Raw genomic sequence first — 25,079 nt, 5'->3', positions numbered from 1 at the left:
CCGGACGCCGAGGAGAGGCGCAACATCTCGTTGCCGTCCCGGGACAGTCTGCGTAGCCTGCTCGACCGGATGCGCTCCCCGCGTCCGCCGCGACTGTGGTTCGAGATCATGCTCGTGGCGCTCGTCTACTGGACGTACTCCATCATCCGCAACGCCGCGCCCGACCAGGAGGTGACGGCGCTCAAGAACGCGGACCGCATCTGGAGCTTCCAGGAGAGCCTGGGGCTCGCCTTCGAGCGCTCGCTGAACCACGCGGTCGACGGCGTCACCTGGCTCGTCGTGTCGATGAACTACTACTACGGCACGCTCCACTACGTCGTCACCATCGGCGTGCTCGTCTGGCTCTACCGCCGCCAGCCCGGCCGCTACGCCGCCGTGCGCCTCGCCCTCGCCGTCACCACCTGCTTCGCCCTCGTCGGCTACTACAGCTTCCCGCTGGCGCCGCCGCGGCTGATGGAGGGCATGGACTTCATCGACACCGTGCGGGTGCACGAGACCCTGGGCTCGACGTCGTCGGGCAACCTCGCCAACGTCTCGAACCAGTACGCGGCGATGCCCTCGATGCACGTCGGCTGGTCCGTGTGGGCGGGCATCACCATCGCCGTGCTGGCGAAGCCCCTGTGGGTGAAGCTGCTGGGCGTGCTCTACCCGTGTCTGACGCTGGTGGTCATCATGGCGACGGCGAACCACTTCTGGATGGACGCGGTCGGCGGCATCATCTGCCTCGGCTTCGGCTTCGCCGTCTCGTTCGCCTGGTACGGGACGATCGCGTACCGGCTGCCGCAGAACGTGGCGTCGACCTAGCGCCCAGCGCCGGCCGGCGCCCCGGTGCCCCTCGGCGCACCCGGCGGCTCAGCGCGTCGGGTCGTCGTCCGAGTCCCGGGCCCGGCGGCGGCGCACTACCACGATCCCCACCGTGCCGACGAGGAGCGCGGCGGCGGCGCTGACGGCCGCGTAGACCTTGTTCGAGGAGATCCAGGGCTCCGGGGTCCATTCGTCCCCGGCGCTGGTGCAGGTGAGCCACTGGCCGCGGGCGCCGTCCTGGAAGCAGACCGTGGTGGCGGAGGCGGGGCCGTCGCCCTTGGCGTCGGTGCGCCGCGCGGCGGCCCGTACGCCGTCGGCGGCGTCGGCCGCGTCGGCGGCACGCCGCTCCGGGCCGTCGTGCTCCCGGCCGCGCGCGCCGTCTTCCTCGGTCCGGTCGGGCGCGGCGGTCACCGTCAACACCCGGCTGCTGCCCGCCGGCAGCGCGATCCGCCACGTCACCTGGCGTCCGGTCGTCCTGGCCCGCGGGCTCGCGGAGACGTAGCCCAGCGTGTCGGGGAGGAGCTGGGTGACCAGGCCGTGCGGGGCGTTCGCCCCGGAGGTGTTGCGCACCGTGATCGCGTACGTCGTGCCACCGTCCTCCGCGGCCCGGCTGTCCAGCACGATGCGGACCGGCGACGACGGCTCGCCGGCCGGGCGCGCGTCGGGCGCCGGCGGCGGCGCGGGCGCGAGGGACGCCAGCAGGCCGGCGGTCAGCGCCGCGGAGGCGATCGCCGTACGCATCCCGTGTCACCACCCTGCTCCTGCCGCCCGGTCCGTGCGGCCGGTCTACCAGCGGGCCGCAGAAAGAAAAAGGGCAAATCGCAAGAGCAGGGCGCGATGCTACGAACGGCCCGCCGAACCGTCCCCCTTCGGCGGAACCGGCCCGCGGCGTGCGGCGGCGTCCTGCGGGGTGCGGGGCCTCAGTCGCCGTAGAAGAGCCGCTCCACCACCGCGCGCGCCCGCCGCGTCGTCCGCCGGTACTCCTCCGGCAGCTCGCCGGACTGCCCCGGGCCGTAGCCGAAGTAGCGTGCCACCGCCCCCAGTTCGCGCTCGGCGGCGGGGAAGGTGTCGCCGGGCCGGCCGCGTACCAGCATGACCGCGTTGCGCAGCCGCGTCGCCAGCAGCCAGGCGTCGTCCAGTGTCCGCGCGTCCTCCGCGTCCAGCAGCCCCGCCGCCCGCGCCGCGGCCAGCGCCGCGCGGGTGCGGGTCGTACGCAGCGCCGGCACCGCGCGCGCGTGCTGCAGCTGCAGCAGCTGCACCGTCCACTCCACGTCCGCGAGACCGCCGCGCCCCAGCTTCGCGTGCAGCGCCGGGTCCGCGCCGCGCGGCAGCCGCTCCGCCTCCATCCGTGCCTTCAGCCGCCGTATCTCGCGTACGGCGTCCTCGTCGAGCCCGCCCTCCGGGTAGCGCAGCGGGTCGATCAGCTCCATGAACCGCGCCCCCAGCGCCGCGTCGCCCGCGACCGGCTCGGCACGCAGCAGCGCGTGGCTCTCCCACGTCAGCGACCAGCGCCGGTAGTACGCCGCGTACGACGCGAGCGTGCGCACCAGCGGGCCCGACTTGCCCTCCGGCCGCAGGTCGGCGTCGACCAGCAGCGGCGGGTCGGCGCTGGGCAGCTGCAGCAGCCGGCGCAGCTCGTTGGCGACGGCGAACGCCGCCGCGCCCGCCTCCTCGTCGGAGACGCCGTCGCGCGGCTCGTGGACGAAGAGCACGTCGGCGTCCGAGCCGTAGCCCAGCTCGTGACCGCCGAAGCGGCCCATGCCGATGACCGCGAACCGCGTCGGCAGCGTGTCGCCCCAGCGGGCGGCGGTCGCGGCGCGCAGGGCGCCGGCGACGGTGGCGGCGTTGAGGTCGCTGAGGGCGTCGCCGGTGCGGTCCACGGCGGCGGCGATACGGGCGTGGCCGTCCCCGTCCCCGTCGTCCCGGTCGTCGCCGCCCGTCCCCGCGTCCTCGGCGCCGGCGTCCTCCTCGCCGGGCACCGCGTGCGCGCCGTACGCGTCGATGAGGTCCGCCGCCGCGGTACGGAACAGCTCCCGCCGCCGTACCCCGCGGGCCGCCGCCACCGCCGCCTCCGGGGCCGTGTGCCGCCCCACGGCCGCCAGGGTCTCCTGCTCCAGATGCGCCCGGCTGCGCGGCCGCAGCCCCTGCTCGTCGCCGAGCAGCGCCACCGCCTCCGGCGCGCGCAGCAGCAGGTCCGGCGCCAGCCGGCCCGCGGACAGCACCCGCGCCAGGTTCTCCGCCGCCGCGCCCTCATCGCGCAGCAGCCGCAGATACCACGGTGTGCTGCCCAGCGCGTCCGATACCTTGCGGAAGTTGAGCAGCCCCGCGTCCGGGTCGGCCGAGTCGCCGAACCAGCCCAGCAGCACCGGCAGCAGCGTCCGTTGGATCGCCGCCTTCCGGCTCATCCCCGCCGTCAGCGCCTCCAGATGGCGCAGCGCCGCCGCCGGGTCCGCGTACCCCAGGGCCACCAGCCGCTCCCGGGCAGCGTCCGGCGTCAGCCGCACCTCCCCGGGCCCGAGCCGGGCGACGACGTTGAGCAGCGGCCGGTAGAACAGCTTCTCGTGCAGCCGCCGCACTTCGAAGGCGTGCCGCCGCCACGCCTTGCGCAGCTGCGCGACGGGGTCGCCGCGGTCCTGGCCGGGCAGCAGCCGCGCCAGCGAGCGGCCGAGCGCGCGCAGCTCGCTCTCGCCCTCCGGCACCAGGTGCGTACGGCGCAGCTTCTGCAGCTGGATGCGGTGCTCCAGCGAGCGCAGGAAGCGGTACGCGGCGTCCAGCGCGGCGGCGTCGGCGCGGCCGACGTACCCGCCGGCGGCGAGCGCGGCCAGCGCGTCGAGGGTCGTGCCGCTGCGCAGCGAGGCGTCGGCGCGGCCGTGTACGAGCTGCAGCAGCTGCACCGCGAACTCCACGTCCCGCAGCCCGCCGGGGCCCAGCTTCAGCTCCCGGTCCAGCTGCGCCGCGGGGATGTTCGCCACCACCCGGCGGCGCATCTGCTGCACGTCCGGCACGAAGTTCTCGCGCTCCGCCGCCTGCCACACCATCGGCGCGATGGCGTCCGCGTACGCCGCGCCCAGCTCCGGGTCGCCCGCGACCGGGCGGGCCTTCAGCAGCGCCTGGAACTCCCAGGTCTTGGCCCAGCGCTGGTAGTACGCGAGGTGCGAGGAGAGGGTGCGGACGAGCGGGCCGTTGCGGCCCTCGGGGCGGAGGTTGGCATCGACCGGCCAGATGGTGCCTTCGGCGGTGGTGTCGGAGCAGACGCGCATGAGGCGGGCCGCGAGCCGGGTCGCGGCCTGCAGCGCGGCGCGCTCGTCGCCGTGGCCGTCGCCGTGGCCGTGGCCGTGGCCCGGTCCTTCGGCGCGCGGCTCGGCGACGAAGATGACGTCGACGTCCGAGACGTAGTTCAGCTCCCGCCCGCCGCACTTGCCCATCCCGATCACCGCCAGCCGGCACACGGCGGCGTCCTCGGGCTGCTCCTCGGAGGCGATCTCCAGCGCCGCGCGCAGCGTCGCCGTCGCCAGGTCGGCCAGCTCCGCGGCGGCCTGCACGACGTCCGTCGTCCCGCACACGTCGCGGGCGGCGATCCCCAGCAGCGCCCGCCGGTACGCGACCCGCAGCGCGTCGGCCCGCGGCAGCGCCGCGCCCCGCGCCCCCCACACGCCCTCGGCGAGCGCCCGCTCGAACTCCGCGGTCGTCGGGTGCAGATCGGCCGCCTCGTACGTGACCAGCGACTCCCAGTCGCCGGGGTGCCGGGCCAGGTGGTCTCCCAGCGCCGCGGAGGCGCCGAGCACCCCCAGCAGCCGGTCGCGCAGCGGCTTGGCGGCCACCAGCGTGTCGAGGAGCGCCTGCCGCCGCTCCGGCGCCAGCGCCTCCGCGAGCCGCACCAGCCCGAGCAGCGCCCGGTCCGGGTCGGCGGTGCCGCCCAGCGCGTCGAGCAGCACGGGATCGTCCCGTACGCCGTCGAGCACCGGGGACCCCAGCAGCCGCCCGGCGTCGGCGGGCTCGGCGAAGCCGTACCGCAGCAGCCGGGTGAACGCGCTGCTCCTGCGCCCCTCCGGAACCGCCATCGCGCGCACCGCCTCCCGTCCCGTGATCACCGCCGCTACGAGCTTACGGCCGCGGAGGCCGACGGCACCGCGCCCGTACGCCGCGCAGTGCGTGCAGACCTGCCGCCTACAGCACCGGGAGGTTCTTGCGCAGCTCGAAGGCGGTGACCTCCGACCGGTACTCCTCCCACTCCTGCTTCTTGTTGCGCAGGAAGAAGTCGAAGACGTGCTCGCCGAGCGTCTCCGCGCAGATCTCGCTGCGCTCCATCAGCCCGATCGCCTCGCCGAGGTTCTGCGGCAGCGGCTCGATGCCCATCGCGCGGCGCTCCGAGTCCGTCAGCGCCCACACGTCGTCCTCGGCGCCCGGCGGCAGCTCGTAGCCCTCCTCGATGCCCTTGAGGCCGGCGGCCAGGAGCATCGCGTACGCCAGGTAGGGGTTGCAGCCGGAGTCGAGGGAGCGGACCTCGATGCGGGTGGAGCCCGTCTTGCCCGGCTTGTAGAGCGGGACGCGGACGAGCGCGGAGCGGTTGTTGTGGCCCCAGCAGATGTACGACGGCGCCTCCCCGCCCGCGCCCGCGGTGCGCTGGGAGCCGCCCCAGATGCGCTTGTACGAGTTGACCCACTGGTTCGTCACCGCGGACACCTCCGCGGCGTGCCGCAGCAGCCCGGCGATGAAGGAGCGGCCCACCTTCGACAGCTGGAACTCCGAGCCCGACTCGTGGAAGGCGTTGCGGTCGCCCTCGAAGAGCGACAGGTGCGTGTGCATCCCGGAGCCCGGGTACTCGGAGAACGGCTTCGGCATGAACGTCGCCTGCACGCCCTGTTCCAGCGCCACCTGCTTCATGATCAGCCGGAACGTCATGATGTTGTCCGCGGTGGTCAGCGCGTCCGCGTAGCGCAGGTCGATCTCCTGCTGGCCCGGCGCGCCCTCGTGGTGCGAGAACTCCACCGAGATGCCCATCGACTCCAGCATCGTGATCGCCTGCCGGCGGAAGTCCATGCCGACGTTCTGCGGGGTGTGGTCGAAGTAGCCCGAGTTGTCCGCGGGCACCGGCCGGCTGCCGTCGACCGGCTTCTCGTCCAGGAGGAAGAACTCGATCTCCGGGTGGGTGTAGAACGTGAAGCCCAGGTCGGAGGTCTTGGCGAGGATGCGCTTCAGCACGTACCGCGGATCGGCGAACGACGGGGAGCCGCCCGGCATGAGGATGTCGCAGAACATCCGGGCGGTGCCGGGGATCTCCGCGCGCCAGGGCAGCACCTGGAAGGTGCCGGGGTCGGGCTTGGCGAGCATGTCCGACTCGTGCACCCGGGCGAAGCCCTCGATCGCCGAGCCGTCGAAGCCGATGCCCTCGTCGAACGCCTGCTCAAGCTCCGCGGGGGCGACGGCGACGGACTTCAGGAAGCCCAGCACGTCGGTGAACCACAGCCGCACGAACCGGATGTCGCGCTCCTCCAGGGTCCTGAGCACGAACTCCTGCTGCTTCTCCATGGTCCACATCCTCGCAGGTGACTCGGTGGCGGGCGCGAGCCCTCAGTATCACGCTACGGAGTTTCACGGGGGTTTCGCACCCCGCGCGGCGCCTCCGGCGCGGGCGGCGGGTTGCGCGGGTGCGCGGGTGCCGGGGGCGGGCGGTTGTCCGGCGGCGGAGAACGGGGGCGGTGGGTGGTGGGTGTGCGGTGGCGGCGGGCGGGGCCTTGACCTGGTGCGGGCAGGTGTGCCCCGTACGCCGTCGGGTGGGTGTTCGGGTGCGCGCCCGTCGGCTGCGACGGCGGGTACGGCGCCGTTGCCGCGCCGGGGTGCGGCCGACGGGCGCCGGCCGCCGGCCGCGGCCGGTCGTGTCCCGCGGGATGGCGTCCCGCCGGGTGGTGTAGCCGGTCAATGGACCGGAACGTGCAGGTCACGCCGGTGCTTCGACCGGCCGGGGCACTCCCTCCCGGCGCCTGACCGGGCCATTTCGCGTGCGGTGCCCAGGGAGAGGTCACCGCGAGCCAGGCACCGGAGGGCGAAGCTCGTAATCGCTGACACCACCTCGCGGGACGCGACCTCCCGCGGCGTGGCGCAGGGCGATGCGCATCCGTGGGTACGGCTGTCCGGCGCCGCGCGCCGTCGCCGCGCCCGGTGCGGGCTCACTGTGTGGTCGGGCGATGACCAGACGCCGGTGCTGCCGCCTGCGGAGTCGTAGCCCCACAACCGGCTGCACCACCTCGCGGGACGCGATCCCGCGGCCGGCCGCTACGACGAGGGCGGGTGCAGCGTCGAGCCGTCCGTCAGCGTCGCGCTCAGCTCCGCCCGGGCGCCCCGTTCCGCCGCCGCGGCCAGGAACCGGCCTTCCGCCGCGCGGCTGACACCGCCGGAGGCGGTGACCGAGGTGACGTCGCGGCTGCCCGCCGCCAGCACGTACCAGCTGCCGGAGCGCGCCTTCCACAGCACCCCCGCCAGCGCGTGCGGCGCCCGCACCCCGCACGCGGTGGTGTCCTGCGCGCGGGACACCACCGCGCCCTGCTGCCGCGGGTCGGTCATCGGGGGCTGGAACTGGGCCAGGGCCACCCCGCCCGTGCCGCGCCAGGTGTCGGCGCGGGTGCACACCCAGGCGGCCGTGCCGCCGGCCTCGGGCAGCGGCTGGCCGGCGAACGTCCAGGAGTTCACCGTCCGTACGCCGTGGGCGCGGAGCGCGGCGAGGTGGCACGCGGTGCGGGCCCAGCGGTCGCGGGCGGCGGTGCCGGCGACGTCGGTGGCGGCGGCGGGGGAGCCGTACGTCAGCCGGGCGGGCACCAGCTCGCCGAGGTCGGTGGTCAGCTGCGCGGGGGCGCCGGCGCCGGCGGAGGGCCGGCTGCGCAGCTCCAGGGCGGGCCAGGTGGTGCAGGACCGGCGGGGGGTGGGCGTTTTCGGGCCGGGTGTCTTGGTGCCGGGGGCCTGGGCGCCGGGTGTCCGGGCGCCGGCCTCGGCGGCGAGGGCTTGGGCGCCGGGGGCTTGCGCTCCGGGCGTGCCGGTGGCGGAGGTCCGGGGAGCAAGGGGAGCAAGGGGAGCAAGGGCTTGCGCTCCGGGACTCTCGGCGGGGGCGTCGGTCGCCCGGGCGCCGTCGGCCCTGGCCCCGTGGGCCCTCGTGCCCTGCGCCCGCTTGCCCTCGCTCCTCCCGCCCTGCGCCCCCTCGCTCCTCCCGCCCTGCGCCCGCTTGCCCTCCGTCCCCTCGTCGGGAGCCGCCGGGCCCGTGGCCTCGCCGGCGTCGTCGGCGTCGCCGGCGTCCGTCTGGTCATCGCGGGTCGCGCCGTCCGGGGTCCCGGGTTCGCCGCTCTCCGCGGGGGCGGTGGTCGGGAGCGGGGGACTCGGCACCGGGTCGGTCACGCCGTCCGGGTCGCGGCCGACCCGCCGCGGTTCCGCCGCCGGGTCCAGCAGCTCGCGCAGCGAGACGCCGGAGACCCAGGGGGCGGTCAGATAGCGGACGTTGCCGTCGGACCTGCCGACGACGACGGCCAGCGCGCTCGCCGCGTCGGCGGCGTCGGCGCGGGCGAAGTCCAGCACCGCGGCATCCGGTTCGCCCCGCATCTCCGCGTACCGCACCAGCCGCAGGCCGTCGTGGAGGAGGACGACGGTCGCCCGGTCGACGTCCCCCGCGTACAGCAGCCGCGGCGGTCCCGCGGGCGGCCCGGCGGTGGTGCCGGGCGTTGCGGAGACACGTACGGACTCACCGGGCCGGGCCCAGACGGCCAGCGCCCGGCGCAGCAGCGCGGCGTCGCCCGTACGGGCGCCGCGGGCGGGCCAGACGGCGAAGTCGGCGCGGCCGGCGCGCCGCCAGTCGTCGCGCCCGGCGACGGCGAGCCGCGCCGGGTCGAGGGCCTGCTCGGCGAAGGCGTTGCGGGCGTACGGGGGCGCCGCCGCGCCGTCCGCGCCGTCCGCGCCGTCCGCACCGCCGCCGGTGCCGGGGACGCCGAGCAGCGCGGCGACAGCGGCGAGGGCCGCGGCGGCGGCGAGCGCGGCGCGGGTGTGCTGGCGGCGCCGTAGCAGGTCGGTGGGGCGGGCCTGCAGCGAACAGGGGTCGAACTCGGGGGAGAGCAGCAGCCGCCGCTCCGCGCTGCCGGGCGGCTCGGCGACGCGGCCGGCGGCGGCGAGCGCGGCCCCGGGGTCCGCGGCACCGGCCGCCGCGAGGATCCGGCGCACGGCGGGGTCGGGCAGCGCTTCGAGGCCGCGCAGCACGTACGCGGCGCGGGCCGGCGCGTCGAGCGCCGCGAGGGCGCGGTCGAGGGCCAGCTCGTCGGGGCCGCCCGGGCACGGGTGGAGCCGCAGGCCCCAGAGCCGCGGCAGCGGGCTCGGCAGCCCGCCGGGCCGCGGCAGCCCCAGCGGCCCGCGAGGCCGCGCCGCGGCGAGCGCGGCCCGTACGATCCGCAGCCGCACGTACGCGTAGCCGGCCTCGGCGTCCCCCGCCGGCCACCACGAGGCGTCTGCGACGTCCTCCTCCGGCCGCCACGTCGCACCCCCGCCAAGCCCGCCCTCCGACCCGTACGGCCCGCCGCTCCGGTCCACGTCCTCACCCGTACCGGCGAAGCCCTCGGAGCGGCTCCCGCCGCCCGCGCGCTCGGTGCCCGTGCGCAGCGGTACTCCGCCGGCGTCCGCCCGCGGGCCGGGCACCGCGCCCGGCGGCGCTCCGCCGCCCCGCACCCCGCCCTGCGCCGGCGCCTTCGGCGCGCCCGGTGCCGTACGTCCGCGGGGCAGCGCGCGCTGGACCAGGCCGTGTGCCGCCAGCACCCGCTTGCCGCGGCTCTCCCCGGCAGGCAGCAGCAGATACGCGAGCCGCGTCAGATGCGCGTAGTGCTCGACGACGGCGGCCTCGGCCTGTTCGACGTCGACGGGTGACGAGACGGTGTCCGCGGGCGGTGTCGGCTCCGCAGCCCCCGGGGCGGTGACGGCCTGCTGCTCCACGCTGGGTAGAACGAGTGAATCCTCAGATGGTCACCCCGCCCCGGAGGGGCCACGCGGACGGCCCACCTCACCCGCTCGTCTACCCGCTGAACTCCACCGTCCCCCGCACCCCCGCCGCCGCCGACATGAACAGCCCCGCGTCCTGCGCCGCCGCCACCCCCGGCACCGCGACCGTCGCCACCGTCCGCCACGTCGCCCCGCCGTCCGTCGAGAACGCGCCCGTGAACTCCCCGCCCGCCCGCGTCAGCCGCAGCGTGACCGGCGCCGCGACGCCCGTGACGCGGCGGTACGTGTCCAGCGTCCCGTCGCCGTTCGAGTCGTACGACAGCACCACGCCGTTCGCCGGCGTCACCGCCAGGTTGAGGAACCCGCCCGCGCCCGCCGTCCGCAGCTCGTTGCGGGCGACGATGCCGGCCCGCGCCCACGGCCCGGTCGGCGCCTGCGCGTCGACGGTCAGCGTCACCGAGCCGCCGGAGGCCAGCGCCCCCGGCCGGAAGACCGCGCCGAACTCGGCGGTGCCCTTCCACATGTCCGCCCCGCCCCCGTCGACGGCCCAGCGGTCGCCGAGCTGCCCGAAGACGGCCGCGTTCGTCGTCACCGTGGCGACGCTGTCGTCCAGCGGCCCGGCGACGAACAGCGTCCCCGGCGTGTGCGCCGTCACCGGCTCCTGCCCCGCCATCCCGTACGCCGTGTGCAGCTCGTACGCCAGCGGCGTCAGCGGCGCCGCGGGCGGCCCCGCCGGGGCGCGTACCTCCCACGCGAACTCCGCCCGCCCCGCCGCCGGCACCGGCGGCAGCGTCTGCACACCCGGCGGCGCGGCGTCGAGTCCGGTCAGCTCCAGCTCCACCGGGCCCGTCGCCGCCAACCCGCACATGTTGTGGAACCCGGCCGTCAGCAGCCCCGTCCCGCCGGGCGCCAGCACGGGGGGATCGGCGACGGCGGTCACTTCGCCCTGGTACGGGGCGGTGGCCAGCACGTCGTGGACGCGGCTCGCGACGGCGTGCGCGTCGCCGGAGGGGCGCTCGGGGTAGCTGTTGCGCTGCCGCGTCCAGGGCTCCTCGACCGCGTACCAGTCGAAGGGCTCCGGCTCGCGCCCCGCCGCCAGCGCGTCCTCAAGCTCCTCCAGGTACGCGCGCCAGCGCGGCGCGTGGAAATCGCGGATCAGCCCGGACCAGTCGCGGTTCGCGTAGTCCGCGAGGTGCCCGCCGTCGGCGGTGGCGCGGTCGGCCCAGGTGGTGACGAGCACCCGCGCGGTGCGCTCCAGCAGCGCGGCCTCCGCGTCGTCGGCGGCCGTCCGGCGGGCGTCGGCGAGCCACGGGCCGAGGAGGAACGCGCGGTGCGCGCCGGTGGTCTCGTCGCTGAGCGCCATCAGCTTCAGCCACAGATCGGACAGCGCGCGGAACGTCGCCGCGTCCTTGCCCTCGTACGCCCCCTTCAGCTGCGGCAGCAGCACCCGCGAGCGGCTGGCGAGGGCCTGCCGGGCGAGGTCGACGAGGTCGTGGCGGTACGCGTCGGAGGCGCGCAGCGCCGGGGCGACGGCCAGCAGCGCGCCGAACGCCTTGTCGAACTCGGCGAGGTCGAAGGCCGGGGTCTTGGTCGCGTAGTACGCGCCGGAGCGGGCGTCCAGCGACGGGCGGGCGGCGAAGAGCGAGTCGTGCGGGCGGCCGTCGGCGCTGGAGATCGCGTACGCCGTCTCGCGCAGCGCCGCGAACGCCGCGCGCGCGGCCGCGTCCTCGCCGCCGTAGCGCACCGCGGCGTACTCGTCGAACCACGCCTTCCGGTCCACCGGCTCCGCGCGCCACGCCAGCTCGCTGAACAGCTCCAGCGCCGCCGGGTCGCGCTCGGCGGCCTCCGGCATGTACGCGGTGCCGGCGCAGGCGCTGCCCGGCTTGTCCCGCCAGGCGGCGAAGCGCTCCGCCCACATGTGGGTCTTGGCGCCGATTGTCGTTCGCCCGCCGAAGTTGGGGATGGTGCCGAACGCGTAGGGCACGCCGCCCCAGTCCGCCTCGCGGTCCGTGACCCGCTCCAGGTCGGACAGGCCGTCGACGACGAGCATCCGCTCGGGGTGCGCGAGGCCGTCGAGCAGGTCGCGCCGCGGGTTCTCCTGCCAGCCGAGGATGACCCACGTCGCGCCGGGGCGGGCGGTCTGCAGCGCGGTCTCGACGGCGCGCGCGGCCTCCGGCACGGGGACGTCGCCGGGGTCGCCGCCCTCGTGCAGCAGGTCCATCTTCAGGTGCGCCACGGGCCCGAACAGCTCTTCCTGGTGGCGGTAGAACGCGGCGGCGACGTCGCGGAAGACCTCGGTGCGCGGGTCCAGCCAGTCGGGGCGGGGCAGGCCCGCCCAGGTGCCCTGGGGGATGGTGCGGCCGAGGGGGTGGCGGTCGGTGAAGCCGCCGGGGACGGTGCCGAAGTAGCCGGGCAGGACGGGGGACATGCCCAGCTCGCGCATGCGGCCGACGATGCGGCGGCCGAGTTCGGTGCGCTCGGCCAGCAGCGCGGGACTCACGGGGCCGCCGTAGCCGCTCATGTTCTGCAGCAGCCACCAGGGCTGGTGGCTGGGGGCGGGCAGCCAGGCGCGGGCCTCGGCGTCGGAGTAGCCGAACTCCGTCAGCAGCCGGTGGTAGACGGCTTCGGTGCCGGGGGTGACCAGCACCTGGTTGCAGCCGTGCAGGGCGAGCACGTCGAGGAACCGCTCCCAGCGCGGCCAGTCGTGGTACGGGCCGGTGTAGCCGTCGTGCGTGTCGTTGAGCGCGAAGCGGGCCGAGACGGTGGCGCGGCGCTCCACGGGGGCGGCGGGCGCGGGGAGCGTGGCGGGCAGCCGGGTCTGGCTGCCGGACCAGGAGACGACGGCGCGGCAGGTGTACTTCAGGTACCAGTGCACGCCGGTGAGGAGCACCGCGGGGCTGGTGCCGCCGACCTCGATCCGGCCGGCCCCGCCGCGTACGGTGAACCGCTCGGCGCCGTCGAGGGCGGTGAGCGCGAACTGCCCGGCGTGGTCGGGCAGCAGCCGCTCCAGCGCCTCCCGGGCCGCCTCCACCTCGAACCTCCCGTCGGCCGCCGTGCCGCCTCCGGCCGTCACGCTACGGGCGTGCGCCGGCCCGCCGACGCTTGCCCCGCCGACGCCGAGCGCGCCCGCCGTACCCAGAACCGTGCGTCGCGTCATCTCCGTCATCCGCGGACGGTAGCCACGCGCCGGGGGAGGGGGCAACGGAGGGAAACGGGCGAAAAGCGACCCGCGCCCGTCAGCCGCCGGCCCCGCCCGGCAGCCGCCGGACCCGCCCGTCAGCCGTGGTCCAGGTACGCCAGCACCGCCAGCACCCGGCGGTTGTCGTCGTCCGACGGCGGCAGCCCCAGCTTGCCGAAGATGTTCGACGTGTGCTTGGCGACCGCCCGCTCGGTCACCACCAGCCGCTCCGCGATCGCCGCGTTGGACCGGCCCTGCGCCATCAGCTCCATCACCTCGCGCTCCCGCGGGGTCAGGGTGTTCACCGGCTGGTCCTGCGCCGCCCGCCGGCTCAGCAGCTGGGAGATGACCTGCGGGTCCATGGCCGTACCGCCGCCCGCCACCCGCCGCACCGCGTCGATGAACTGGTCGGCGTCGAACACCCGGTCCTTGAGCAGATAGCCCACCCCGCCGCGCTCGTCGGCCAGCAGCTCGCGCGCGTACAGCTGCTCCACGTGCTGCGAGAGCACCAGCACCGGCAGCCCCGGCCGCTTCGCCCGCGCCTGGAGCGCGCACTGCAGGCCCTCGTCCGAGAACGACGGCGGCAGCCGGACGTCGACCACCGCGACGTCCGGCTCCAGCTCGTCCAGGGCCCGCGCCAGCTCCGGGCCGTTGTCCACCGCGGCCAGGATCTCGAAGTCATACGCTTCGAGCATGCGGACGAGACCGTCCCTCAGAAGGAAGAGGTCTTCGGCGATGACAGCGCGCACGGAATCTCCAGGGTCACCATCGTGGGGCCGCCCACCGGGCTGTTGACGGCCAGTACGCCGTCGAATGTACCCAGCCTGCGCTCCACCCCGGCGAGCCCGGAGCCCTTGTCCAGCGCGGCGCCCCCGCGGCCGTCGTCCGTGATCGCGATCCGCAGCATGCCGTCGCGGTGGCCCATGTCCAGCCACATGCGCTGCGCCTCCGCGTGCTTGATGGCGTTCGTCAGCACCTCGCTGACCGCGAAGTACGCCGCCGACTCCACCGGCTCCGCGGCCCGCCCGGGCGGCGTGCCCAGGTCGATGTCCACCTCGATCGGCACCGGCATGCGCAGCGCCAGCGCCCGTACCGCGTCCGCAAGCCCGCGCTCCGCGAGCACCGGCGGGTGGATGCCGCGTACCAGGTCGCGCAGCTCCGTCAGCGCCTCGGCGGACTCCCCGCGCGCCCTCGACACCAGCTCCTTCGCCTTGGTCGGGTCCTTCTCGATGAGCGCCTCGATGGTCCCCAGGCTCATGCCCATCGCGACCAGCCTGGCCTGCGCGCCGTCGTGCAGGTCCCGCTCGATGCGGCGCAGTTCGGCGGCGGAGTTGTCGACGGCGTCCGAGCGGGTCTCGGTCAGCCGCGCCACCCGCTCGGCCAGCTCGACCTCGCGCGGGGCCAGCACGCCCTTCGTCATCTGGAAGTGCAGCCCCAGCAGGCGGTGGGTGGTGAAGAGCCCGACGACGAGCAGCACGGTGCCGAGGCCGGCGGCCATGAGCGCGGTGCTCTGCGAGGACACGGGGACGAAGCCGTACCAGTAGGTGTTGTCGCCGCCGCTGGTCATGGGGTCCCAGACGCCGGCCGCGATGACGTACCCCTCCAGGGGGTAGAAGGTCAGCGCGACGGTCACGATGGCGAGCACCGAGCCCGCGATCATGTCGGTGAACAGCCAGCGCACGTCGCGCCAGGTCGCCGGGTCGGTGAGCATGTGGCGGGTGCGCTGCGCCTGGCCGACGAGCCCGGGGCGCAGGTCCGGGGGCCAGGGGCGGTACGTGGCGGCGATGCGGACGTCCGACCACTGCGCGGCGAGCAACCGGCGCAGGTTGGCCTGCAGGCGCACGCCCTCCAGCACCCAGGGCGTGGTGACCAGGCCGATGCCGAGCACCGGGATGAGCACGACGGAGACCAAGGTGAGCACGAAGAGCGTGATCGAGGCCGCGGTGCACAGCACCGTCAGCGCCAGCGCCCGTACGCCGGCGAGCGCCCAGTTCCGGATGATCATCTCCGTGTTCCCCTCTGTCCCTGCCCCGGTCCCGTTCCCGGGTCCGTCCCTGCCCGCCCGGCGTCCGTTTGCCCGGGCGGCACGTCACAGTCTGCCGTGCGGCGGGGACGGGGGCACGGGTCCGTACCCCCTGCTCGGGGTGTAGCTAGCACCACCTCTGCCGGCCGGCGGCGGTGACACGGGTGCTGCTCGCCGGCCCCGGCCCCGGGCTGCGCGCCGGGGCCGGGGCCGCAGTCGCTCACAGCTTGCGGATCAGCTCGCGGCGGTCGGCGAAGGTGACGTAGCCGCCGCGCTCGAAGCCCCTGGCCATGGCGGCGTTCCCGGCGTCGCAGTCGCCGCGGATCTCGGTCGCGCCGTGCGCGGCGAGGATCCGGGTGCCGCGGGCGACGACCGAGGCGCTGAAGCCCTGCCCGCGGTGGGCCGGGTCGACGCCGACGAAGCCGATGACCGGAAAGGCGGGGCTGACGGCCGGCAGGCTGACCGCCGCGGGGGCGCCGTCGCCGGTGAAGCCGATCTCGTACCACGCGGGGTCGTGCTCCAGCTCCCGGGAATCGGCGAACAGCTTCTCGGCGGCGCCGCGCAGGCCGTACTCGGCGACGTCGGCGGCCAGCCACTGGTCCGCGGTGTCGGCGAGCAGCCGGGTCAGCAGCGCGACGAACGGCTCCTCGCCCAGCTCGGGCAGCCCCCGGAACGTCAGCCGCGGATCCTCCGGCGGCACCTCCTGTCCGGCGAGCCAGCGGAAGCGGCGGCCGGCGCGGACGAGCGCGAAGCCGGCGTCGGCGAAGACCCGCTCGCGGGCGGCCGGGTGGTACTGGTACTGAGGCGGCTGCACGGGAGCGTCGATCACGTACAGCAGCTCGTCGGCGCCCCGGGCACGGGCCTCGGCGCAGGCGTGCTCCAGCAGCGGCAGCGCGACGGAACGGCCCTCGTCGGCGTCGTCCCAGGGCGCCTCGACGAGCACGACGGCGTCGGGCGCGGGCTGCTCCGGCAGGCTCCACAGCACGACGCTGCCGCGGGGCGGGGCGCCGTCCTGCCCCGCCAGGAAGCACCAGTCCGGGCGGGTGCACTTCTTCGCCAGGAGGCCGGAGAGGTAGGCGGCGGTGCCGTCGTTGCGCTCGGCGCGGTCCGGGACGGCTTCGCCGGTGGGGTCGTCGGGCAGCGCGAGGAGCGTGGGAAGCTCCGCGGGCTCTGCGGGTCGTACGCGTACGGGATCGGGCACCGCGTGATTGTCGGGCGTCGTACGTGCGGGTGCAACCGGCTTTTCCGCTCGCTCTTTCGGCCGCGCTGCGCTGGCCCGCGGCCCGTGAGCCGCCGAGGCTGAGGGCATGTCAGGGGCGCGGCGGGTCTGGACGGTGGTCGCCGCCGCGCTGCTGAGCGCGCTGACGGTGCTGCTGCTGTGCCGGTCCACGGTGGCCGACCCGGCGTACTACACCGGCGCGGTGCGCGAGGCCGACGGCTACCAGCGCGTCTACGACGAGGTGCTGGCGGACCCCGCGGTCCGCCGGGCGCTGCGTACGGGCGCGCTGGGCGTCCCGCTGGGCAGCGACGCGGTCGTCGAGAACCTGCCGCTGCTGGTGCCGCGGCCCGCGCTGGAGCAGGCGGCGGACCGGCAGGCGCGGGCCCTGGTCGCCGCGCTGACGGGCACCGGCCGGCCGGCGCACGGTCTGACCGCCGCCTGGCGCGGCCCGGTCACGGAGAGCGCGACGCAGGCGGGCAGCGACCAGCTGCGCGCCCTGCGCGCTGACGCGGACCCCGCGGCGGCCCGCGGCCTCACCCACCTCATCACCCGCCTCCGCACCTACGCCGACCCGCCGGCGCCTGCGCCGGCGCCCGCGCCCCCGCCGGCGTCGGCGCTGCGGAGCGCGGTCGCGGGGTTCGTCCACGACACGTGGCCGCCGGGCGCGGCGCGGCGCATCATGACGGCGCTGGACGGGGTGTTGCCGGGGGCCGGAGGGACGGATCCCGGGCCGCCGCCGGCGGGCGGGGTCCAAGGGGCGGCGGCGGAGCTGCGTCCGCCGTCGGTGGCGCGCCCGCCGTTGGTCGTGGGTGGGGGCCCGGGGGCGGAGGTGCGCCCGCCGTTGGTGGTGCGGGGGGATGCGGCGGGGCAGCCGGGGGCGCCGTTGGCCGCGGGCGGGACCTCCGGCGCGGGGGCGCGTCCGCCGCTCGTGGCGCCGGGGGATGCGGCGGGGCCGGCGGTGGCCGGGGGCGGGGGTGGCGGTAGGGGCGGGGGGTTGCAGGCGATGGGGGAGGCGCGGGCGCCGCTGGTGGCCGGGGCCGGGGCCGGGGCGGGGGCCGGGGTTGCTTCGGGGCTGCCGGGGTGGGTGCCGGAGGGGGGTGCGGTGGTACGGACCGTGCTCGCGGCGTCCGCGTCCTGGTGGGCCGTCGCCGGGGTGGCCGCCGCCGCGGCCGGTGCGGGGGTGCTGGCGCTGCGCGCGGCCGGACGGGGCGGGCGGCCCCGGGCGCGTACCGCCGCGGCGGTGTGCGCGGGCGCCGCGACGCTGACGGCCGCCGCGGGGACGGTGGTGTGGGCGACGCTGCCGGTGTCCGCGGGCCTGGTGCCGGACGGCCTGCCGCCGAGCGTGTCGGCGCTGCTCACGGACGTGGTGACCGGGCTCTACCGCGAAGCGGCCCTGGCCTGGGCCGCGGCCCTGCTCACCCTGGCCCTCACCGCCGCCGCCCTGCCCCTCGCCGCCTCCGCCGCCGCCCGCACCCCCGCCTCTCCGCCCCCGGCGCTCAGCCCTCGCCGGGCCGCCCGCCGGACTGCCCGCCGGGCCGCCCGCCGGGCCGGCATCGTCGCCGCTGCCGTCGCCGCGCTCGCGCAGGTCTGGGTGCTCGTCGGCGTACCCTCCGAGGCCGCCCTCGCCTGCAACGGCGACGTCGACCTCTGCGACCGCCCCTACGACCGCGTCGTGCAGGTCGGGGCGCACAACGCCATGGCCACCGTGCCCGACGGCTTCCTCGGCGCCCACCAGGACATCTCCCTCACCGGCCAACTCGACCGCGGCGCCCGCGCGCTCCTCCTCGACACCCACTACTGGGAGACCGCCGAGCGGCTCCTCCCGCCCGCCGGCACCGGCGGGCTCGACGCCGCCGCGCGGGCCACCCTCGTACGGGCCGTGGACTCCGTCGTCCGGCCGCGCCCCGGGACGTGGCTGTGCCACGGCCCGTGCCGGATGGGCGCCACCCCGCTCACCGCGCAACTGCGCGAGCTGCGCGGCTGGCTGGAGGCGCACCCGCGGGACGTGGTGACCCTGATCCTGCAGGACGCCGTCGCCCCCGCCGACACCGCCCGCGCCTTCCGCGCCGCCGGCCTCGGCCCGTACCTGCACCGGCCCGCCCCCGACCCCGCCGCCCCCTGGCCCACGCTCGGCGAGATGGTCGGCTCCGGGCGACGGCTCGTGGTCTTCGCCGAGGAGGCCGACGGCCCCGCGCCCTGGTACCGCAACTTCTACGACTACGCCGTAGAGACCCCGTACCGCGCCGGCAGCGCCGCCGACTTCCGCTGCGCACCCCACCGCGGCGGCAGCGACCCCCGCAAGCGGCTCTTCCTCCTCAACCACTTCGTCACCCGCGGCTCGGGCGCCCCCCGCACCGAGGCCGCGGCCGTCAACGACGCCGACGTCATCGTCGACCGGGCCCGGACGTGCGGGCTGCTGCGCGGCCGGCTGCCGACGATCGTGGCCGTGAACCACCTCACCCTCGGCGACGCGGTCGGCGCGGTCCGCCGCCTCAACGCCGAAGCGCCCGAAGCGCCCGAAGCGCCCTGAGGGGAGCCGTCAGCGGCACCGCGTCCCGTACCGCGGCAACCTGCCCTCGAACAGGAAGCGGTCGACGTTCCGGTCGACGCACGGGTCGCCGGTGGTGGCGACCAGCAGCGCGGCGGGGGAGCGTACCGGCGACATGATGAACACCGACCGCGCAAAACGGGGCGCGCCGCCGCCCCACCGGCTGCGATGCTGGCCGGCATGGCTGATCACGACCACCGCGACGGCCCCCGCGCCGTCGCCGCGCTCCACTCCGTCGGCGTCCGCCGCTACACCTCAGGACAGGTCATCCTCGACGGCGTCGACTGGACCGTACGGGCCGGGGAGCACTGGGCGCTGCTCGGCCCCAACGGCGCCGGCAAGACCACCGTGCTGCGGCTGCTCGGCGCGCTGACGCACCCGACGACCGGCACCGTGGACGTGCTCGGCCACCGCATCGGCCGGGTCGACATGCGGGAGCTGCGCGCCGCGATCGGCCTGGTCTGGGCGGCCCAGAAGGTGCCGCAGGACGCCACCGGGCACACCGTCGTGCTCACCGGCGCCAGCGGCACCGTGCAGCCGCTGTGGCGTAGGTACGACGCCGCCACGCGCGAGCGCGCGTACGAGCTGCTGGCCGAGCTGGACTGCAAGGAACTCGCCGACCGCGAGTACGGCGTCTGCTCCGGCGGCCAGCGCGCCCGGCTGCTCATCGCCCGCGCGCTGATGCCGGACCCTGGGCTGCTGCTGCTCGACGAGCCGTTCAACGCGCTCGACCTGCCCTCCCGCGAGGACCTGGTCGACGCCCTGCAGCGCCTCGCCGAGACCCGCCCCGGGCTGGCCACCGTCATGGTCACCCACCACCTGGAGGAGCTGCCGCCCACGACGAGCCACGCGCTGCTGCTGCGCGACGGCCGCGTCGAGGCGGCGGGCCCGGCGGTGCGGGTGCTCACGGGGGAGCGGCTGACGGAGTGCTTCGGCCGCCCGATCGAGGTGCACCACGACGCCGGCCGCTGGCTGGCCCGCTCCCCCCGCCCGTAGCCCGGCCCGGCCCTCGTACTCCCAGGTCTTGCCACGCCCACGCTCCGCCGCCGAAGAGCCCCCGGCGAACTCCCAGGGTAGATATGGGAATCAGGGCGGGCACCCCGGGAAGTGATCCGATGGCATTGCACGAGCACGTTCTCGAACGCTGCACAGGATGCAATCTCGGCTACGTCGCGTGCGGCAGCTGCCGGGGCACAGGCTACTTCGACAACGGCGAGATCAGGTTAGGCTGTGGGCGTTGCCGCAGTAGCGGAACGCTCACCTGCAATTGGTGCGGTGGCAGCAGACGCATGTGCTGGAACTGTGTCACCGAACGACGAAGAGCGGCCCGGCTGCGACGAATATGCTTATGGATCCTCGTTGCCGCCTTGGTTGCTGATTTTGCGGCGAGATTCTGAGCCAATAGTCGCGATCCCGTCGTGGGCCTCGGCGGGGTGATCGCCCGCTGGCCGCGCGCTACGCGCCCGCGGGCGGCCGGTGGCGTTCCCCCGGCCAGTCCAGGGCCAGGCGGCGGGTGCGGGGGAGTTTGGCGACCACGAGGTCGTACGAGTCCTCGATCATCTCCAGCACCAGGCGCTCGGGCACGGCGCCGTCGAGGCGGACGGTGTTCCAGTGGCGCTTGTTCAGGTGATATCCGCCGACGATCTCCGGGTACGTCGCGCGCAGTTGCACCGCCAGATCCGGCTCGCACTTGAGGCTCACCGACAGCGGCGTGGCGGCCAGCTCGCTGAGCGCGAACATCTTGCCGCCGACCTTGAAGACGGATATCTCCCGGTGGCGGTCGAAGGGCCACTCCTCGACAGCCCCGTTCGGCTCCAGGCAGGCGGCGCGCAGCTGGTCAGGTGTCATGCGCCCAGTATGGGAGCCGCCACTGACACCGCACGTCGAGCGCCCCCGGCGGCGTACCCGGCGGCGCCCGGGCGGCCCCCGGCCGCCGCCGCGCTACAGCCCCGCCGAGGACGCCGCCGCGCCCAGTACCTCCCGCAGCATCGCCGGCGTCAGCCGCCCGGTGAAGGTGTTCTGCTGGCTGACGTGGTAGCACCCGAACAGCTCCAGCGGCGCGCCCCCGTCCGCCCGCCGCAGCGTCGTGTGCGCCCCGTGCCCGAACGCCGGCCGTGGCCGCGGCACGTCCCAGCCCGCCGCGGCCAGCGCCGGCAGCGCCGCCTGCCAGCCGAACGCGCCGAGCACCACCGCTGAGCGCAGCGTCGGCCGCAGCAGCTCGATCTCGCGGACGAGCCAGGGCCGGCAGGTGTCGCGCTCGGCGGGCGTCGGCTTGTTCTCGGGCGGGGCGCAGTGGACGGGGGCGGTGATGCGGACGCCGCGCAGGGTCAGGCCGTCGCCGCGGTGGGTGGCGGTGGGCCGGCTGGCGAGGCCGGTGGCGTGCAGGGCGGCGTACAGGACGTCGCCGGAGCGGTCGCCGGTGAACATCCGCCCGGTGCGGTTGGCGCCGTGGGCGGCGGGCGCGAGGCCGACGATCAGCATCGCCGCGTCCGCCGGGCCGAAGCCGGGGACGGGGCGGCCCCAGTAGTCCCAGTCGGCGTACGACCTGCGCTTGGTCGCGGCGACCTCCTCCCGCCAGGCGACGAGCCGCGGGCAGGCGCGGCACTCGACGAGGCGCCCGTCCAGCTCGGCGACGGTACGGGTGCGGGGGGCGGTGGCGGCGGGGAACGGGGGTTCGGAGGAGGCCATCGTGCCCAGCATGCCCGAAGGCGGCGGGTGGTGCCGAACGGGGTCCCCGTATCCTCCTGTGCATTCGAACTGGTATCCCGAAATGACCTTTGACCAGGCGTGTTTGTCAGTCGGTGGCGGTATCATAGAGGGAGTGAACACGGGCCAAGACGAGGCCGAGGAGGTCGCCCATGCCAGTGGCGTACGCCCCGACACCCCTGCCCAGGAAGCCGCTTCCGGCAGGCATGCCGCGTGAGTGGTATGTCGCGCACAACCGCATGCTGAAGGCCATGCGCATCGCCATCGCCCTGCTCGACACCGGGGTCTACACCCCGCAGCGCGCCCGCAACGAGGTGATACGCCACACCGCCGAGCGGATCGGCGTCCACCCGCCCTCGCTCACGACCTGCCGGCTGGTGCGCAGCCTGCTCCCGCTCATCTGACGGCGTTATCTGACCGCATCATCTGACCGCGTCGACCTGACGCGTCGTCCCGACCACCGCGTCCCGACCACCGCCCCGGGCGCGGGGCCCGGCCCGCAGGCCGTACGCCCCGCGCCCGCGCACCTCCCCGCCGGGCCCGCTCCCCGGAAATTCGGCTGCGCCGCGTCCCGTACCCGCCCCACACTGGACGTTCCGATACGGCGCGCCCCCTGCGCGCGCCGCCGCACCCCGCCCCAGAACCAGGAGCCCGCCGCGTGCAGGCAGCAGTCACCGTCACCCCCGCCCGGATCCCCGAGCTGCTGCTCGGCCTCGCCACCGTGCGCCCGGTCTTCCTCTGGGGCGCCCCCGGCATCGGGAAGTCCTCGCTGGTACGGAAGTTCGCCGACTCCCTCGGCCTCGACTGCGTCAGCCTCATCGGCACCCAGCTCGCGCCCGAGGACCTCATCGGCGTGCCGCAGATCCGCGCCGGCCGCAGCGTCTTCTGCCCGCCGGAGGCCATCGCCCGCGACGAGGCGTACTGCCTCTTCCTCGACGAGCTGAACGCCGCCACCCCCGACGTGCAGAAGGCGTTCTACTCCCTCATCCTCGACCGCCGCATCGGCGACTACGAGCTGCCCGAGGGCAGCATCGTCATCGTCGCCGGCAACCGCGCCACCGACAACGCGCTCGCCCGCCCCATGGCCTCCGCCCTCGTCAACCGCCTCGCCCACGTCCACCTGGAGGCGTCCGCCACCGACTGGCTGGTCTGGGCCGGCGAGCACGGCATCCACTCCTGGGTCACGGACTACCTGACCGACCGCCCCGACCACCTGTGGTCGAAGCCGCCGAAGACCGAGGAGCCCTTCTCCACCCCGCGTTCGTGGCACATGCTCTCCGACGCGCTGCACTCCTTCGGCCCGGCGCTCGACGACCTCACCCTCAAGACCGTCGCGCACGGCACGCTCACGCCCGCGCACGCCGTCTCCTTCTGCGGATACGTCAAGATCGTCCGGCACCGGTACGGCGTCGAGGCCATCCTCAAGGGCGACGCCTCCTGGCCGCGCCGCACGGAGGACCGCGACCTCCTCTACTACCTCGCCGAGGCGTTCCGCGGCCGGCTCGTCAAGGAGCTGCCCGCGAGCAAGGAGCACGCCTCGCCGGCCGTGCGCGAGACCGCGTACCGCGCCAAGGCGCTCCTCGTCCAACTGGCCGAGATATCGGTGGAGGTGGCGCAGACCGTCATCGCCGAGGACGGGGACGGCCAGCCGGTGCTGCCCGCCTGGTTCCTGGTCGAGGCGGCGCGCGACATGCCGCGTCTGGTGGAAGCGCGCCGGTGAGCCGTACGAACCGCGCGGGCCGGCGCGGCAAGGCCAAGGCGGAGCGCCGCGACGACCCGGCCACCCGCGCCTTCTCCGCCGGCCTCGCCAAGGCCCTGCAGAACCCCGCCCTGCGCGCCCTCAAGGCGCAGGTCCGCCGTACGGGCACCGCGCCCGCCCCGGGCGCCGGAGGCGCGGGGACCGCAGGCCCCACCGGCTACGTGGAGACCACGAGCACGACGCGTGCCCCCGCCCACGGCCTGGCCCGGGTGGACTCCGGCGGCGCCGTCCACGCCCACCCCACCCGGCGCGCCGAGCCCGCCGAGTGGACCTGGGCGCTGGCCCACTGCCTGCTGCACCTCGGCTTCGGCCACGCCCCCGCCGCCCGCGGCGAGCGCACCCAGCCCGACCGGTACGAGCAGGCCGCCCGCTGCACCGTCGTCAACCGCTTCCTCGTCACCTTCGGCACCGGCCGCCCGCCCCCCGACCTGCCCGAGCGGTACCCGGGCGGCACCGAGGAGGAACTCGCCGCGCGCTGGCGGCGCGACGGCATCCCCGCGGAGTACGAGCACTGCGGCGCCGCCGGCGGCGAGCCCGACGTGCTGCTGCTGCCGTGGGAGGGCTGGGCCGGCACCGCCCCGCCGGACTGGCAGAAGGACTTCGCGTACGCCCTCACCCGGACGATGTCCGCCGCCATGGAGGTCGCCGGCGGCCGGCGCGACCCGCTCACCGGCAAGCGGACGCCCCGGCGGCCGTGGGAGCGGGCGCTGGAGTGGTTCGTCTCCTCGTACCCGCTGCTCGGCGGCATCGCCGCGGGCATGACCGTCGTCGCCGACGCCGAACTCGCCCGCGCCCACGACATCTCCGTCGCCGCCGTCGACGCCGCCGCCGGCGAGATCTACATCAACCCGCTGAAGGACCACACCGACGACGAGTGGCGCTTCATCCTCGGCCACGAGATGCTGCACGCCGCGCTGCGCCACGGCGAGCGCCGCGGCGCCCGCGACCCGTACCTCTTCAACATCGCCGCCGACTTCGTCGTCAACGGCTGGCTGCTGGAGATGCGCATCGGCGAGATGCCCGCCGGCCTGCTGCACGACCCGCGGCTCGCCGGCCTGTCCACCGAGGAGGTCTACGACCGCCTCGCCGCAGACCTGCGGCTGCAGCGCCGCCGGCTCGCCACCCTGCGCGGCCGGGGACTCGGCGACGTACTCGGCGGCCCGCTGGTGCCGCGGGACCCGGCCGCCGCGTACGTCGACCTCGACGAGTTCTACCGCCGCGGGCTGCAGCGCGGCCTCGACCTGCACGAGCGCGACCACGGCCGCGGGCTGCTGCCGGCCGGCCTGGTGGAGGAGATCCGCGCGCTGGCGCAGCCGCCGCTGCCGTGGGACGCGCAACTGGCCCGCTGGTTCGACGAGTTCGTGCCGCGCGCCGAGCCGGTACGCACCTTCGCGCGCCCCTCCCGCCGCCAGGCCGCCACCCCCGACATCCCGCGCGCGGGCCGCTACTTCCCGCCCGAGGAGGTGGCCCGCTGCACCTTCGGCGTCGTCCTCGACACCTCGGGCTCCATGGACCGCACGCTCCTCGGCAAGGCGCTGGGCGCCATCGCCTCGTACGCCGAATCCCGCGACGTGCCCGCCGCGCGCGTCGTGTTCTGCGACGCCGCGCCGTACGACGCGGGCTTCCTGCCGGCGACGGAGATCGCCGGCCGGGTGCGGGTACGGGGCCGCGGCGGGACGGTGCTGCAGCCGGGCCTCGACCTGCTGGACCGGGCGGACGACTTCCCGCGACCGGCGCCGGTGCTGGTGATCACCGACGGCTTGTGCGACGTGCTGCGGGTGCGCAGGGAGCACGCCTACCTGATCCCGGGAGGCGCCTCGCTGCCGTTCGCCGCCCGCGGGCCGGTGTTCCGCGTACGGTGACGCCGGCGTCGGGCCCCGG

General features: G+C 76.0%; 17 protein-coding genes. 6 read left to right on the top strand and 11 right to left on the bottom strand.

The genetic code is table 11. From position 1 onward, the window contains the following. Positions 1–69 precede the first annotated feature (69 nt). Positions 70–804 carry a phosphatase PAP2 family protein gene (locus tag T328_RS16460; protein WP_496496797.1) on the top strand — a complete coding sequence of 245 codons (735 nt, stop codon included), beginning with the start codon at positions 70–72 and terminating at the stop codon, positions 802–804. A 48-nt stretch (positions 805–852) separates the two neighbouring features. Here the strand turns inward: T328_RS16460 and T328_RS16455 are convergent, their stop codons facing one another. The 8 genes from T328_RS16455 to T328_RS16420 form a co-directional block, all read right to left on the bottom strand. Beyond that, positions 853–1,545 (bottom strand): DUF11 domain-containing protein, encoded by a 693-nt coding sequence (locus T328_RS16455; protein WP_496496796.1) that lies wholly within the window; start codon positions 1,543–1,545, stop codon positions 853–855. 179 nt (positions 1,546–1,724) lie between these two features. Continuing rightward, a complete protein-coding gene (locus T328_RS16450; protein ID WP_496496869.1) occupies positions 1,725–4,865 on the bottom strand; it encodes a bifunctional [glutamine synthetase] adenylyltransferase/[glutamine synthetase]-adenylyl-L-tyrosine phosphorylase in 3,141 nt (1,046 codons plus the stop codon). A gap of 106 nt (positions 4,866–4,971) precedes the next feature. Then, positions 4,972–6,333, bottom strand: a complete 1,362-nt coding sequence (locus tag T328_RS16445) for a glutamine synthetase family protein (RefSeq protein WP_496496795.1) — start codon at positions 6,331–6,333, stop codon at positions 4,972–4,974. A gap of 744 nt (positions 6,334–7,077) precedes the next feature. Next, the gene (locus tag T328_RS16440) at positions 7,078–9,759 is read right to left on the bottom strand and encodes a hypothetical protein (RefSeq protein WP_496496794.1); all 2,682 of its coding nucleotides are present in this window, start codon (positions 9,757–9,759) and stop codon (positions 7,078–7,080) included. Between the two features lie 79 nt (positions 9,760–9,838). Further along, the gene (locus T328_RS16435) at positions 9,839–12,931 is read right to left on the bottom strand and encodes an alpha-N-acetylglucosaminidase (RefSeq protein WP_496496793.1); all 3,093 of its coding nucleotides are present in this window, start codon (positions 12,929–12,931) and stop codon (positions 9,839–9,841) included. Between the two features lie 110 nt (positions 12,932–13,041). Further along, entirely contained in the window at positions 13,042–13,692 is a 651-nt protein-coding gene (locus tag T328_RS16430; RefSeq protein WP_407564465.1) for a LuxR C-terminal-related transcriptional regulator, read from the bottom strand. Continuing rightward, the gene (locus tag T328_RS16425; RefSeq protein WP_496496792.1) at positions 13,656–14,948 is read right to left on the bottom strand and encodes a sensor histidine kinase; all 1,293 of its coding nucleotides are present in this window, start codon (positions 14,946–14,948) and stop codon (positions 13,656–13,658) included. The genes T328_RS16430 and T328_RS16425 overlap by 37 nt, the downstream gene beginning before the upstream one ends. A gap of 238 nt (positions 14,949–15,186) precedes the next feature. Next, positions 15,187–16,167 carry a GNAT family N-acetyltransferase gene (locus T328_RS16420; protein ID WP_496496791.1) on the bottom strand — a complete coding sequence of 327 codons (981 nt, stop codon included), beginning with the start codon at positions 16,165–16,167 and terminating at the stop codon, positions 15,187–15,189. A gap of 106 nt (positions 16,168–16,273) precedes the next feature. Here T328_RS16420 and T328_RS16415 point away from each other — a divergent pair, with 106 nt between their 5' ends. Beyond that, positions 16,274–18,715 carry a phosphoinositide-specific phospholipase C-related protein gene (locus T328_RS16415; protein WP_496496790.1) on the top strand — a complete coding sequence of 814 codons (2,442 nt, stop codon included), beginning with the start codon at positions 16,274–16,276 and terminating at the stop codon, positions 18,713–18,715. A gap of 9 nt (positions 18,716–18,724) precedes the next feature. On the opposite strand, the gene T328_RS16410 is transcribed toward T328_RS16415, so the two are convergent. Continuing rightward, positions 18,725–18,850 carry an alpha/beta hydrolase gene (locus tag T328_RS16410; protein ID WP_496496789.1) on the bottom strand — a complete coding sequence of 42 codons (126 nt, stop codon included), beginning with the start codon at positions 18,848–18,850 and terminating at the stop codon, positions 18,725–18,727. Positions 18,851–18,901: 51 nt separating this feature from the next. Between T328_RS16410 and T328_RS16405 the strand changes: the two genes are divergently transcribed. Next, positions 18,902–19,729, top strand: coding sequence for an ABC transporter ATP-binding protein (locus T328_RS16405; protein ID WP_496496788.1), 828 nt, complete (start codon positions 18,902–18,904; stop codon positions 19,727–19,729). Positions 19,730–20,188: 459 nt separating this feature from the next. Here the strand turns inward: T328_RS16405 and T328_RS16400 are convergent, their stop codons facing one another. Then, complete coding sequence (locus T328_RS16400; RefSeq protein WP_496496787.1) at positions 20,189–20,581, bottom strand: MmcQ/YjbR family DNA-binding protein; 393 nt, start codon at positions 20,579–20,581, stop codon at positions 20,189–20,191. Positions 20,582–20,674: 93 nt separating this feature from the next. Continuing rightward, positions 20,675–21,421, bottom strand: coding sequence for a uracil-DNA glycosylase (locus T328_RS16395; RefSeq protein WP_496496786.1), 747 nt, complete (start codon positions 21,419–21,421; stop codon positions 20,675–20,677). Positions 21,422–21,591: 170 nt separating this feature from the next. On the opposite strand from T328_RS16395, the gene T328_RS16390 reads away from it, so the two are divergent. The 3 genes from T328_RS16390 to T328_RS16380 all read left to right on the top strand — a co-directional run bounded on the left by T328_RS16390 (position 21,592) and on the right by T328_RS16380 (position 25,060). Continuing rightward, entirely contained in the window at positions 21,592–21,843 is a 252-nt protein-coding gene (locus tag T328_RS16390; protein WP_496496785.1) for a hypothetical protein, read from the top strand. Between the two features lie 254 nt (positions 21,844–22,097). Next, entirely contained in the window at positions 22,098–23,159 is a 1,062-nt protein-coding gene (locus T328_RS16385; RefSeq protein ID WP_496496784.1) for an ATP-binding protein, read from the top strand. Further along, positions 23,156–25,060, top strand: a complete 1,905-nt coding sequence (locus T328_RS16380) for a vWA domain-containing protein (RefSeq protein ID WP_496496783.1) — start codon at positions 23,156–23,158, stop codon at positions 25,058–25,060. The genes T328_RS16385 and T328_RS16380 overlap by 4 nt, the downstream gene beginning before the upstream one ends. Positions 25,061–25,079 lie beyond the last annotated feature (19 nt).

This window comes from Streptomyces sp. CNX435 (genome assembly GCF_059570575.1).
Note: the sequence above shows the minus strand (reverse complement) of the source record. Positions and strands in the feature narration are given on the sequence as shown.

Coding starts and splice junctions, on each gene's coding strand:
- T328_RS16460 (WP_496496797.1), top strand. CDS start 70: ATGCGCTCCCCGCGTCCGCCGCGACTGTGGTTCGAGATCATGCTCGTG.
- T328_RS16455 (WP_496496796.1), bottom strand. CDS start 1,545: ATGCGTACGGCGATCGCCTCCGCGGCGCTGACCGCCGGCCTGCTGGCG.
- T328_RS16450 (WP_496496869.1), bottom strand. CDS start 4,865: ATGGCGGTTCCGGAGGGGCGCAGGAGCAGCGCGTTCACCCGGCTGCTG.
- T328_RS16445 (WP_496496795.1), bottom strand. CDS start 6,333: ATGGAGAAGCAGCAGGAGTTCGTGCTCAGGACCCTGGAGGAGCGCGAC.
- T328_RS16435 (WP_496496793.1), bottom strand. CDS start 12,931: ATGACGGAGATGACGCGACGCACGGTTCTGGGTACGGCGGGCGCGCTC.
- T328_RS16425 (WP_496496792.1), bottom strand. CDS start 14,948: ATGATCATCCGGAACTGGGCGCTCGCCGGCGTACGGGCGCTGGCGCTG.
- T328_RS16415 (WP_496496790.1), top strand. CDS start 16,274: ATGTCAGGGGCGCGGCGGGTCTGGACGGTGGTCGCCGCCGCGCTGCTG.
- T328_RS16410 (WP_496496789.1), bottom strand. CDS start 18,850: ATGTCGCCGGTACGCTCCCCCGCCGCGCTGCTGGTCGCCACCACCGGC.
- T328_RS16405 (WP_496496788.1), top strand. CDS start 18,902: ATGCTGGCCGGCATGGCTGATCACGACCACCGCGACGGCCCCCGCGCC.
- T328_RS16400 (WP_496496787.1), bottom strand. CDS start 20,581: ATGACACCTGACCAGCTGCGCGCCGCCTGCCTGGAGCCGAACGGGGCT.
- T328_RS16395 (WP_496496786.1), bottom strand. CDS start 21,421: ATGGCCTCCTCCGAACCCCCGTTCCCCGCCGCCACCGCCCCCCGCACC.
- T328_RS16390 (WP_496496785.1), top strand. CDS start 21,592: ATGCCAGTGGCGTACGCCCCGACACCCCTGCCCAGGAAGCCGCTTCCG.